Source organism: Natrinema halophilum (assembly GCF_013402815.2).
GTDB lineage: Archaea > Halobacteriota > Halobacteria > Halobacteriales > Natrialbaceae > Natrinema > Natrinema halophilum.
Genome location: NZ_CP058601.1, coordinates 1,776,231 through 1,788,942, shown reverse-complemented (window position 1 = coordinate 1,788,942; position 12,712 = coordinate 1,776,231). Strand labels below are relative to the sequence as shown.

Below are 12,712 nucleotides of genomic sequence, written 5' to 3'. Positions count from 1 at the left end.
ACATTGCTTTCGTGGAAGCCCAGACGGGAAAAGGGAGGGGACTCCCAATGCATCCGAAATACGCCGACATCGTTACGCCCTGACCGCGACCGTAGTCCCGTTCAGCACGTCTCCCTCGGAAACGACCATCGACCGATTTCCGACCGTATACTCGCCGGCATACGGCACCGTCACCGTCGCCTGTCCGTTGTCTCCAACCGCCGCCGATCGTTCGTAGGTGAACGACTCGCCGGAGACGGACACGTCCGTCTGTACAGTCACGGTCCCACCAGACTCACCAGGGACCCTGAGCGTCGCTCCGGACACGATCGCAAATGCCGCTACCTCGTCGTCAATGTAGATCGCCTGATAGTGAGCTAATCCATCGGTTCCGTTGCCACCGGCACCGTATTCCTCGAGCAGTCGTACTTGCGCGCTCTCGGCCGGTGCATCGGCGTCGATGTCGTTCACGACGACGTAGCCGACCCGGCGGTTAAACTTGTCATACCGGCTGTCCGGATCTGTCCCCGCTCGGAACCCGTTGTAGTTCTTTCGCGCGTATCCGTATCTTCGAGACTTCCCGTTGACGAAGTGGTTGTACATCCGGTTGTCCCCCCACTCACTCAACACGTAGTTCTGGGGATATGTTCGGTTCGCTGCGTCGGCGTGGTCGTCGATCGCACTCACTGCGTCGATCTTCGCCTCGCCGTACGTCAGGTCTGCGGTCAGCCCGGGCACGTAGATGAGATTCAGTCCGAACACGAGCAGTCCGATGGCGATCACGTAGCCGAGCTTTCGGCCGTCCGGTACCGAAATCGAGGGCTCGAGCGCCTTGCCACCGTCGGAGCCACGTTCAGAAGAGGACCCCGACCCGTCGATCCTCCCACTACCATCGGCGGCTACTGACCCACTCCCTCGAGTCGCACCGGCTGATCCAGCCGAATTGCGAAATGGAACCGGCGTTCGAGCCAGATCAACCACGGCGAACAATTGCACGACGCCGAGTCCCGTGAGCACGGCCAGCGGAATCGCGAACTGGCCGGCGAACCGAACCTGAATCCCCGCCAACACCAGCAGATAGCTCGTATAGGTGCCGACGAGCAACCAGCCGGGTTCGTACCGCCGATAGACGAGCCACGCGACCCACCCCAGCACCGCGAGCGCGACGTAAAATCCCATGCCGAGCTGGTACATCGGGCCGAAAAAGACGGCGTACTCCGTCGAAAATAGTGACGCCGTCTCGGTCGCCCTCGTTCGGAAGAGCAGGTCGTCGACGCGGGTCATCGCTTCGGCCCAATCAGCGGGTTGCAGCCGTTTGAACGCGTAGAGGCCGCCGGCGGCAACGAGGCCCTCGAGTGCGATCAGCCCGCCGAGATGGACCTCGAGGCGCCGCCATAGTTCGCCGAGCGCGACGACGGCGACCGATCCGCCGAGCACCAGCGCCGGCGTGGTCGCGATGAACTCCGCCTGCCACCCCCATCGGTGGTGCAGCGCCAGCGAGAGCCAGGTCCCGAGCGCGAGCCCGGCGAGCAACGGCAGGTTCGCGAGCACGGGCGACACCCCCGATCGGGCATCCATCGCAACGCGTAACCCGACGTATCCTGCGAGGGGAATCAGCAACAGCGGCGAACCGCCCCACGAGTGGACGCCGGCCGCGACCGAGAGGCCGAAGGCGCCGGCGACGGCCCACGAGACCGGAGACCGAACGTGATCCACGACGGCCGTGCTCTCATCGGGTTCGGTTTCGAAACGCCGCTGGACGTCGACGGCGAGCCACGTCAGCGTCAGCAGCGTAATTCCAAGCCAGAAGTACTGGTGAAGCTGGTGGTCGATGAACCCCAGTCCCGTGTAGACTGCGTTGACGGGCGTCACGGCAAAGACCAACACCGACGCGACGCCGACGCGGGCGTCTCGAGTCAGCAAGACGCTGATTTTGTAGATCGCGAGCCCGAGTCCGATCGAGGCGACGACGGGCAGCCAGGCTGCGACCGTATCGGCCCCAGCTTGTCCCCCGCCGAGCAACTCGGCGAAGAACCAGTTTGTCGCGTGCGCGAGCGGTCGTATGGATCCTGGTGGTATCTCCTTTACCACCCCGTAATCCGTCGGTCCCGAAGCCGTTGCCACGAACTGTTCCATCCAGAATCGGAAATAGTACGGATCGTTCCCCGGCGACACGACGTAGCCCTGCTGAAATACCGATCGATACGCCGTCATCCGGGCCGCTGCGACGACCAGCAGGGCTCCGATCAGCGCCGTCAGTGCACGAACCTCGACGACAGTTCGGAGCCGCTCGAGGGCGATGGCTTCCTGAATCTGCTCGAGGGTGATGGCTTTGCTAATCCGATCGGGGTCTAACTCGAGTCCACCGCCGTCCCTTCCCGTTGTTGGCTCGCGTTCCTCGTCCGCGACGACCGCCTCGACGGTCTCCGGCTCCGCGATTCGGTACGCGCCGTCGACCTTCGCCACGATCCCGCGGGAGACGAGTTCTCCGAACGTGCCCGAATCCAGATCAATGTCGTCGAACGTCCACGTTTCGTGAGCTGCGTCGACCTCGAGGAGGGTTTCGAGGACGGACTCGCCATCGGGTCTGTCGTCCAGAAACTCCCGTAACACCTCGAGATGGTCGGCCGTCATTCAGCGACAGTTTACAGTCATTACACATTGTCCTTTCGTTCCGAATACTTGGATGTCGGAAACGTTCGCTCTTCCCGCATTCGAGCCGACCTACCTGCAGTGTGTGCGTCACAGCGATATCGGACGTAGTCGATTGGCAACATATGACAGAAATTCAATAACCTAGGTCAGCATGGGTTCTCGAGAAACCGACCAAAAAGGATGGAAGTCGATGGGGTCCGAATCGTGTCGGGAAACAGCTGTTGAGGAGTACGAATTCAGCCGGACGGGCGGCAGACACTAGCTACAGACACGAATCCGTAAACACCGGAAACCCAACAGCACACACAGATCCGTAAATCCGTCCCGGCCAGCGCGACAGGCGTCTCTTTCGTGGCTCAAACGGCCGTCACCGGTGGACGTTATACGAAGAGCGAAACGACGCCCCCACCGACGATCGCGAGTCCGCCGAGTCCGAAACAGACGACCCAGAACGGGATTCGATCGACGATTCGCATGAGCGCATCGATCGTACAGTAGCCAACGATGGCACTCAGACCGAGCGCGGCGACGGCGGGGCCTGGATCGACTCCGGGCAGCCCCCCGGATCCGGCGACGGTAAGCGCTGCCGCCCCGAGGCTCGCGGGGATAGCGAGGAGAAACGAGAGCCGAAACGCCGCCGGAGGATCGTAACTGCGGAATAGCAAAGTGCTCGTCGTCACGCCCGATCGCGAAATCCCGGGTAAGATCGCGACGCCCTGGACGGCCCCGACCAGCACCGAGTCGAGCAGCGTCGGGACGTCCCGACCGCCCATCGAGACTGATTCTGAGGCCAACTGGAGCACCCCGGTGAGCACTAACAGAACGCCGATACCCGATATGAAGACGCCACCGGTGAGCCGGCCGGCGAGGTCGACCGCAAACACGTACAACGGAACGCCGACGAGTCCCGTGACCACCGTGGCGACGACGACGTACGACGCAATGGCGTTCTCGCCCGCGTAGGCAGTACCGGGTCGCCACCCCGGGATCGCTCGAGCAGCGTCGGCGATATCGTTTCGGTAGTAGACCGCGGCCGAGAGAGACGTTCCGACCTGCAAGAAGAGGGCCAGCTGCACGGCGGTCGCCGGGTCCGTTCCCGCGAGCGTCAAGAACAGTGCCAGATTCCCCTGACTCGAGACGGGGAGCCACTCGACGACTCCCTGGACGAGCCCGGCCAGCAACGCAACGAGAAATTCTGCGCGACTCACAGGTGATGCTGCGACAGCGCTATCACTTAAATACGTACGATATCCTCGAATACGACATTCACCGTGGACTTTCGACGAATGCCACGGCCGTACTCGTCGCTTCTGTCGTCGAAATCTCTCCCTTGTCCGGCGGGAAACGCTGGTGGCATTCGAAAGTGTCGTCTTCGAGAGGTAGTAGTTCCCGCCTCGTTTTGAGTCACCACTGTCAGTCATTACATAAACTGGGACAGCCAGTCTCACTACGCTGACCGGACTTTGGGATAGTGCCGGTGTGCGATATATGACGCTACTGGATATACACGCTGCCAGAGACGAGTGTGTTTGGGGACGTCACCAGTAATGCGAACGTGAAACTAGCAACGATCGTTCCGACCACGGAGATGTTCACGCTCTCCGTACGAGACGAACCGACTCGTATCTGACCTGCGAACTACGGTTCCGGCTGCGCGACTACTGATTCCTCTTCGGCAAGCCGTTCCTCGGCACGCTCACGATCATCGGGGTAGCCGACGTCGATCCGCCACCCGTCCATTCGAATCGCATCGATGGTCCGCCCCGACTGGATGAGCAGGTCGATTGCATCCGGCAGTTCGTACTCGCCCCTATCAGAGGGCTGTACGAGGTGGCACGCGTGGAAAATCTCCGGCGTGAACGTGTAAAACCCGGTCATGACGAGGTTCGACGGCGGGTCGTCGGGCTTTTCCATCACTTCGACGATCTCGCCGTACTCGTTGGTGTCGAGGACCCCGTATCTCGAAGCTTCCTCGTAGGGCACTTCCTCGACGAGGAACGCTGCGTCCGCCCGAGCTTCCTGCTGGCGGTTGAGGACATCGCCGAGGTTCGCTCTGAAAACGTTTTCCCCGAGCATGAGGATGAAATCGTCGTCGATGTGCGGTTCGGCCTGCAGGATGGCGTGGGCAAGCCCCAGTTGTTCGAGCCGATGGATGTAGGTGATGGTGGTTCCGGGGTCCCCGTCCTCGTAGCGCTCGTGCGACAAGTTGGCCGACGCGGATGGTGGACGACGATTGCCGGACTCTAGGAACTGTACGGAAGCCACGTCGGTACGTTAGCAGTGACCGTCGACCGGAATCGATGGGAAATCGCGAACAGAGCCAGGAAGTAGACACCGGCTCCGAACACCGTGAGCGTGCCGACGATAAGCGCGTTGTGGCTCACTCCGAGCGTCTCGAGGAGATGCCGACCGCCTGCAACGAATCCGGCCATCACCACCGCAGTAGTGACCTGTCGTGAGAGTTCACCGATCGGGACGGTAAAGTCGATGAGCCGACGGAGCGATAGGTACGAGAGCGCCAGTCCGACGCAGGCGGAACTGACAGTTGCGATCGCAGCGCCTACCCAGCCGATCCAGAGAACGAGAACGACGTTCAGGACTGCATTCGTGGCGATGAAGACGACGTTGATCCGGAACGCAACGTCGGGGCGGTCCAGTGCGTTCAAGGCGTTCATCAGCTGCTTCTGGTAGCCGTAGACGAGGGACGCGAGGATTAACAGCCAGAGAACGGTCCGTCCTTGGATGAATGTCTCTCCGTAGAGTCGAAGGAGTCGGTCCGCAAGGACGACGCCGCCGAACAGCCCCGGGATGACGATGAGACCGCCATAGGTCAGCGAGTCGGTGATCAATCCCGCAATCCGATCGCGGTTCGCTGACGCCTCCGCGCGACTCAGTTCCGGAAACAGCGTGGAACTGACGGCGCTGTCGAACAGCGTGAGAAACGCCGCGATACTCCAGGTAACCGAATAGACGCCGACGAGCGCGGACGGAACGAGCGCACCGAGGACGACGATGTCGACGTCGTTGAACGAGCGGGACTTGAGCCCGCTGAGCCAGGAAAACTTGGCGAAGTCGAACAGACTCCGGAAGTGGCGTCGGCGAGGCCGTGCGAGTTCGACCGAAAGGAACGCCGCTCCGAGCAGGCCGGCGAGAAAAACGCCGAGCGCGTGGCCGATGAGCATTCCCCCCAGCCCAAATCCCGTCAATACGAGCCCGATCTGTACCACGCTCCGAAAGCCGGTTTGAACGGGCATGAGCAGTCCGCTGATGTGGACGTTTCGTTCCCCGTTCAACCCCGATTTGACGAGCGACGAAGAGAGACTGATCACTAACAGCAACGCGACGAACGGCGCGACCCCCGCGCCGATGTACTCGTTTACGGCGTTTCTGACCGCGAGAATGCCGATCGCGAGTGTGAGGCCGAGCGTCGCGATGATCACCATGCCGGCGGTGAAGTGGGCCGACGGTTCTTCGCCTTCGCTGACCCGCTTGACGACTGCCGAGGAAATCCCGAGTTTGCCACCGAGTGAAAGCCACGCAACGACCGCGAGGACGAGAGCGTAGTGGCCGAGGACTGCGGCACCGAGCGTCCGTGCGAAGTATAGCGTCGCGACGAACCCGAGCGCCGATCCGACGAGTTTCGAGGCGAAGACGACGAACGAGGTTTGGCCGATTCTCATATCGTTTTTCGCGCTCGTTTGCTACCGGTCGACTGTCCGTGCACCAAATTCGGTCGCTGCTGGGAAGAAAGCGTGACGGATTATATTCTTTCTGAACCGACGGCTTCTATCTTCGGAACGAGTCACCACCTACCTCGAGACGGAACTCACCCCAGTGTAGCATCAATCCCAGTGCGACGTCTTCCTCAGTGTGCCATCTACTCTGGCGTCACACCCTCTCAGTGCGCCACCAATCTCAAGGGCGCCGATCAAACGTCGGAGACTACCGCGGACACGCTCTCTGAGCGAGCGGAAATCGGTTATAAAGATGCTCCCTGGCACCAGCAAGTATTCAAGGATTCATCCACCAAACAGTTGGTATGACAACCGAAAACGTGTCAGCTGTCGTGCTCGCAGCTGGCGAAGGACGCCGCCTCGAGCCGCTTACGAACCGGCGTCCCAAACCGATGGTTCCCGTCGCGAACCGTCCGATACTCGAGTACGTCGTGTCTGCGATCGCGGACGCGGGAATCGACCGAATCGTCCTCGTGGTCGGCTACCAACAGGAACGGATCAGGAATCACTTCGGCGACGGTGACGACTGGGGGATCGATATCGAGTACGTCGTCCAGCAGAAACAACTCGGCACGGCCCATGCGGTCTTGCAGGCCGAACCGGCTATTTCGGATTCGTTTCTCGTCCTGAACGGAGACCGGATCGTCGACTCGTCGCTCGTCGAACGTGTTCGAAACGAAATCGTCACCGCCGACGGACCGGTGATGGCGGTCTCGCGAACCGATCGTGCGAGCGACTACGGCGTCGTGGCGGTGGCAGACGGCCGCGTCACCGAAATCGACGAAAAACCGACGGCCCCGATTTCGTCCGAGCTCATCAACGCCGGCGTGTACGGATTCGAACCGTCGGTCTTCGATGCGATTCGATCGACGCCGACGGACAGGGGAGAACTCGCGATTACGACGACCCTCGAGCAAATGGCAGCCAGTCAGCCGATTCAGGCCGTCCGATATCGTGGGCTCTGGCTGGACGTCTCGCATCTCTGGGATCTCCTCGACGTCAATGCGGCGGTCATCGATAGCGCCGACCGCAATTCGAATCCACGGACGGAGACCGCAACTGCACCGGACACGACGATCGGTGTCGACGTGACGATCGGACCGAACGCGACCGTCGGCGGCAGCACCGCGATCGGGGATAACGTCACCATCGAGTCGAACGCCGTCCTCTCGAACGCGGTCGTCTTCGCCGATGCCGTCGTCGAGTCCGGTGCTGTCGTCCGCGACGCGGTAGTCGCGGGGAACGCGACCATCGGTGCGAACGCGACGATCGCAGGCGGTCCGACGAGGATGGTGGTCGATGGTGACGTCTACGACGACGTCGACTTCGGCGCCGTCGTGGGCGACAACACGACCGTCGGCAGCGGTGCGACGGTCTCCCCTGGGACCGTACTCGGCGACGGTGCGACCGTCGACCACGGCGCGAGCGTCGACGGTCGAATCGAACCGGACGCGATCGTGAGGAGGGGGTAGCATGTGTGGAATAGTCGGCTACGTCGGAACTGAACCAGCAGGGCCAATCGTGTACGGCGGTCTCGAGAACCTCGACTATCGCGGGTACGACTCCGCGGGGGTCGCGCTCGTCGATCAGGAACTGACCGTGGCGAAGCAGGCTGGTGAGGTGAGCGAATTACGCGTTCCGGAGGTGGCAAATGCCACCTGCGGGATCGGCCACACGCGCTGGTCGACGCACGGCCCGCCGACCGACGCGAACGCACACCCCCATACGAGCCAGAATGGGTCAGTGGCCGTCGTACACAACGGCATCATTGAGAACTACGAATCCCTGAAAGGTGAACTCCTGAAAGAGGGCTTCGACTTCTCGAGCGATACCGACACCGAAGTCATCCCGCACCTGCTAGAGCAGGAACTCAATGACGGCCACGACCTGCTGTCCGCCGTCGATCGCGTCGTCGATCGACTCGAGGGGAGCTACGCCATCGCCGCGGTTCGCGCCGGCAGCGACCGGATCGTCGCGACCCGACACGAGAGTCCGCTCGTAATCGGCCACGGCGACGACGCCGCGTTCGTCGCCAGCGACGTCACCGCGTTTCTCGAACACACGCGAGACGTTACCTACCTCGAGGACGGCGACGTCGTCTCGCTCGAGGCCGCTCACGCGACGGTGTATCACGACGGCGATCGCGTCGACCGAGAGATCGAGACCGTCGAGTGGGACGCCGACGCGGCGGAGAAAGGCGGCTACGAGCATTACATGCGAAAGGAGATCCACGAGCAGCCGACCGCGTTGCGACAGACGCTGTCCGGCCGGATCGACCTCGACCGGGGAGACGTCGACCTCGATCTCTCGTTTCCCCAGGGCTATCTCGAGTCGCTCGAGGAGATCCAACTCGTCGCCTGCGGAACGTCCTACTACGCGAGCCAGTACGCGGCTACCTTGCTCGAGGAGTTCGCGGACGTCCGCGCGACCGTCGAGATCGCAAGCGAGTACGAGTTCGACGGCGGCCGCGATCCCTGGCGGACGCTCGTGATCGCCGTCACCCAGAGCGGCGAGACGGCGGACACGCTCGGCGCGATTCGACGCGCTGCGGGGGCCGGTGCGCGGACGCTCGCCGTGACGAACACGCTGGGAAGTACGGTGACGCGCGAAACCAACGACACGCTGTTCATCCGCGCCGGCCCGGAGATCGGCGTCGCCGCCACGAAGACGTTCGCCTCGCAGGTGACGACGCTGGCGCTGCTCGCCGTCGCGGTCGGACGGGGCCGGGGATCGCTTTCGACTGCCGACGCACGCGACGTCCTCGAGAACGTCCGCGGGTTACCCGGCGCCGTCCAGCAGGTGCTGGATGATGAAGCGCGCGTGACCGAGGTCGCCAACGAGTGTCTCGGCTCGGACGCGTTCTTCTTCGTGGGCCGGCGGTTCGGCTATCCGGTTGCGCTCGAGGGCGCGTTGAAACTGAAGGAAATCTCCTACGATCACGCCGAGGGCTTCGCCGCCGGCGAGTTGAAACACGGACCGCTGGCACTCGTTACCGAGAAGACCCCCGTCCTCGCCGTCCTGACCGCCGGGGCCGATGGAAGCGAGACGGTCAACAATCTCGCCGAAGCGCAGACGCGAGGCGCACCCGCGATCGGCGTCGTTTCCGACGGCGCGGAGACGGGGTCGCTCGACTGTGCGCTCGAGGTGCCGCGCGTGGGTGTCTTCGAGCCGTTGGTTGCGAACGTGTACTTCCAGCTGTTTGCATACCACGTCGCGAACCTGAAAGATCGGTCGATCGATAAGCCGCGAAACCTCGCAAAGAGCGTAACTGTGGAGTGAAATCTGAAAAAGAGTGAATTTGCTATTCGCAAGAAGGTACCTTTCGGGGACTACGTTCGGTCTGTCATCAATGAGCGGGATGCGTACGTTTCTACTGGCGACTCTCTACAGCTGTTCGTTCCAAACACAGCGCGGAACCGGGCGAATTTTGATCTGACGCCTCTTTAGTCGACGAATAGTGCGTAAGAACGATCGTAGTCGTCACACGGATTTCCATACTGCTCGCATTGAAGTAGTCAGTGAACTTCTGTCGACTCCCTTCGCAAATGAAATGCATACCGACTTTCAGCGAATACAATAAAAAATTGAAATTTACTAACCTGATATATAGATGATCGTGTTTGACAATATCTAGATGCAACTTCAAGATTGCCTATTTCTTGAAAATGGTAGTCGGTAATCGCTCGACGCTGGAAAGTCACTGATCGTCGTGGCGCATTGCGACCGTAACAGCACTTTAACCACCTAAAACCGGCTCTCGAGAGTTCGTCTCAGGATAAAGAAGTTTATTAGGACCGGTGACAATCCACCGTCAATGACGCTACTTGCCGTGGCTGCAATTTCGCTTCTCGCGATCACGGCCGCGCCGTACATTATCTTTCTCCTGCTGTATGTATGGGTTCGACCACAAGGGTCGCCAGCTGACAAAACGCCCGCCGAACCCACCGTTAGTATCGTTCTTCCGACATACAATGAGGAACAGATCGTCGAGACCAAACTCGAGGACCTGATCGAACTCGACTATCCTCTGGAGAAGGTCGAACTCGTGGTCGTTGATTCCTCGACCGACGACACACGGTCGGTCGTTCGGGACTTTTTTACGGGTATCGACTCACCGTCGTTGACACTCATCGAGGAACAGGACAGGGGCGGGGTTGCAAAAGCAGTCAACCAAGCGATGGAGTCGGTCACCTCAGAAGTCGTGTTTCGCACCGATTGTGATTCCAAGCTGGCGCCGAACGCGCTCCGTGAAGCCGTTGCAAACCTCTCTGACGAGCGTGTAAGCGCTGTGACGGGACAGCAAGCGGATGTCCTCGGCGACAGTCGAGTCGAACAGGATTACCGAGATATCCTCTGTCGCGTCCAGATGCTAGAATCACACCTCGATTCGACGTTTATCTGTCATGGACCGTGTTTCGCCTTCGAACGGTCGGCATTCACTTCGATCGCACCCGATTCGCTCGCAGACGACACAGAGATCGGTATACATATTCGTCGGGAGTCAAGCAACCGGGTTATCGTCGATCCCGCGATTCATTTCTTCGAATCCGGCGTCTCTGAGTTCGGGAAACGCCGGACTCGCAAGGACCGGCGTGCGATGGGACTGGTACAACTTCTCGTGCGAAATCGAGATCTGCTTGGTCGCAAGGGATGGTATGGACGGTTCGTCCTCCCGTTTAACTGGTGGTTCATGATCGCGTCACCCTGGTTCATCCTGTTGAGTGCGCTCGTTGTGACAGCTGCAATCATCCAGTTGGTCGGGGTAGTCGGCATCAGTATTCCCGTCCTCGCGGCTGTGTTCTTCGCCCTCGGACAACGAGACCAACTTGGTCCACTCCAACCGCTGTATGCAATCGTCGATTCACAGGTCTCACTGCTCATCGCACAATTACGGCTCGTCTTCGACGACGTAACCGGAATCTGGACCGTCGACCGAGAGTCACGGAAAGTATTCGAATGAACATCATTCAGGTCGTTTCTCGATATCCGCCCTGGACTGGTGGTCTCGAGACGCATATGAAAGCAATCTGTGAACGGCTCGCTGACCGGGGACACGATGTCACCGTCGTGACGGCCGACGCGGCTGACGGAATCCCAAGCCGGGAAACCCGAAATGGCGTCGAGGTAGTTCGTCACAGAGGATTCGACCCAGGAGGTGCATTTCACATCGCTCCCGGTATCCTCCGGACGCTTCGTCGCATCGATGGTGACATCATGCACGGGCACAACTACCATTCGCTTCCGTTGTTCTTTGCGGCGATCAGCGCTCAGGAAACGCCGTTTGTTGCCACTCCACACTATCACGGCGGAAGCGGGTCGTCGTTTCGAGATCGGCTACTTTCGTTGTACCGTCCCGTCGGAGGGTGGGCACTTCGAAACGCTGACGCGGTCGTCGCCGTCAGTGACTGGGAACGAGAACAGTTGGCCGCCGACTTCGGGGCCGAGACAACGGTTATTCCAAATGGGATCGAGGTCGATCGATTCCGCCAGAGCGATCCGAAAGAACATCCTCGGCCGTATCTGGTGACAGTTGGTCGTCTCAAGGAATACAAGGGCGTCCAGCACGTGATTCGAGCGCTTTCAGAATTGCCCGAGTTCGACCTTCTGGTTGCCGGAACCGGTCCCTATCGCGACGAGTTGGAACGAATTGCCGAACGCGAAGCCGTTCGGGACCGGGTCACGTTCCTCGGATACGTCGACGACGACGAAATTCCTGGCCTCTATGCAGGAGCAGCCACGTACGTGACGCTGTCGTCGTTCGAAGCCTACGGCATTACTGTCGCCGAATCACTTGCAGCCGGAACGCCCTGTGTGGTTCGAGAGCGCGGCGCGCTCGCAAACTGGATACACAGAGCCGATTGTGTGAGCGTGAGCAACGTCTCCCCACCGACCGTCGCACGGGCGGTGAGAGACGTCGTCGATCGAGAAACTGACCCGACCACACTACCGACGTGGGACGACGCCGTTGACGCACTCGAGGAACAATATCGGGCTCAGAGTACGTCTCTATAACGAGTTTCCCGTGGCGGTCCTCGACAGCGTCCGGGCGAGCGAAACGTCCTTTCACGGGCATCACACCGAGACGATGTGTGCATCTATCCGTTCGTCGAGAAGGCGACAGTCCTGAGCAGGCCCGCACTCCAGAACGGAGCGTCCTCCCAGACACGCGAACCTAGTCATCACCCTTCACGTCGCAGTGTATAGCTTTCGAGTGGTTTCGAGACGTGGTTCTATCAACGCGCATCTCTCCCGTCCTTCTCCTGCGTGACGTCGCTTTCATCTCATCACTGCTAACTGATCGACGCATGATGGTCCCGCTCCGCTCACGTGAGTAGTCACGGAAA

General features: G+C 60.6%; 8 protein-coding genes. 4 read left to right on the top strand and 4 right to left on the bottom strand.

Annotated features, from left to right (window positions below; genetic code table 11):
* Positions 1-72: 72 nt before the first annotated feature.
* From HYG82_RS29470 to HYG82_RS29455, 4 genes are all read right to left on the bottom strand, one after another.
* Positions 73-2,613 (bottom strand): MFS transporter, encoded by a 2,541-nt coding sequence (locus tag HYG82_RS29470; RefSeq protein WP_179260642.1) that lies wholly within the window; start codon positions 2,611-2,613, stop codon positions 73-75.
* A gap of 401 nt (positions 2,614-3,014) precedes the next feature.
* A complete protein-coding gene (locus HYG82_RS29465) occupies positions 3,015-3,842 on the bottom strand; it encodes an undecaprenyl-diphosphate phosphatase (protein WP_179260641.1) in 828 nt (275 codons plus the stop codon).
* A 430-nt stretch (positions 3,843-4,272) separates the two neighbouring features.
* On the bottom strand, positions 4,273-4,839 hold the full coding sequence (locus tag HYG82_RS29460; RefSeq protein ID WP_284145034.1) for a sugar phosphate nucleotidyltransferase: 567 nt from the start codon (positions 4,837-4,839) through the stop codon (positions 4,273-4,275).
* A gap of 38 nt (positions 4,840-4,877) precedes the next feature.
* Complete coding sequence (locus HYG82_RS29455) at positions 4,878-6,314, bottom strand: oligosaccharide flippase family protein (protein ID WP_179260640.1); 1,437 nt, start codon at positions 6,312-6,314, stop codon at positions 4,878-4,880.
* Positions 6,315-6,673: 359 nt separating this feature from the next.
* Here HYG82_RS29455 and HYG82_RS29450 point away from each other — a divergent pair, with 359 nt between their 5' ends.
* From HYG82_RS29450 to HYG82_RS29435, 4 genes are all read left to right on the top strand, one after another.
* Positions 6,674-7,840, top strand: a complete 1,167-nt coding sequence (locus HYG82_RS29450) for a sugar phosphate nucleotidyltransferase (RefSeq protein WP_179260639.1) — start codon at positions 6,674-6,676, stop codon at positions 7,838-7,840.
* A gap of 1 nt (position 7,841) precedes the next feature.
* Positions 7,842-9,647, top strand: coding sequence for a glutamine--fructose-6-phosphate transaminase (isomerizing) (gene glmS, locus HYG82_RS29445; protein ID WP_179260638.1), 1,806 nt, complete (start codon positions 7,842-7,844; stop codon positions 9,645-9,647).
* 535 nt (positions 9,648-10,182) lie between these two features.
* A complete protein-coding gene (locus HYG82_RS29440; protein WP_179260637.1) occupies positions 10,183-11,328 on the top strand; it encodes a glycosyltransferase in 1,146 nt (381 codons plus the stop codon).
* Positions 11,329-11,384: 56 nt separating this feature from the next.
* Positions 11,385-12,380 (top strand): glycosyltransferase family 4 protein, encoded by a 996-nt coding sequence (locus HYG82_RS29435; protein ID WP_218834211.1) that lies wholly within the window; start codon positions 11,385-11,387, stop codon positions 12,378-12,380.
* Positions 12,381-12,712: the final 332 nt, after the last annotated feature.

Coding starts and splice junctions, on each gene's coding strand:
- glmS (WP_179260638.1), top strand. CDS start 7,842: ATGTGTGGAATAGTCGGCTACGTCGGAACTGAACCAGCAGGGCCAATC.
- HYG82_RS29435 (WP_218834211.1), top strand. CDS start 11,385: ATGAAAGCAATCTGTGAACGGCTCGCTGACCGGGGACACGATGTCACC.
- HYG82_RS29450 (WP_179260639.1), top strand. CDS start 6,674: ATGACAACCGAAAACGTGTCAGCTGTCGTGCTCGCAGCTGGCGAAGGA.
- HYG82_RS29470 (WP_179260642.1), bottom strand. CDS start 2,613: ATGACGGCCGACCATCTCGAGGTGTTACGGGAGTTTCTGGACGACAGA.
- HYG82_RS29455 (WP_179260640.1), bottom strand. CDS start 6,314: ATGAGAATCGGCCAAACCTCGTTCGTCGTCTTCGCCTCGAAACTCGTC.
- HYG82_RS29440 (WP_179260637.1), top strand. CDS start 10,183: ATGACGCTACTTGCCGTGGCTGCAATTTCGCTTCTCGCGATCACGGCC.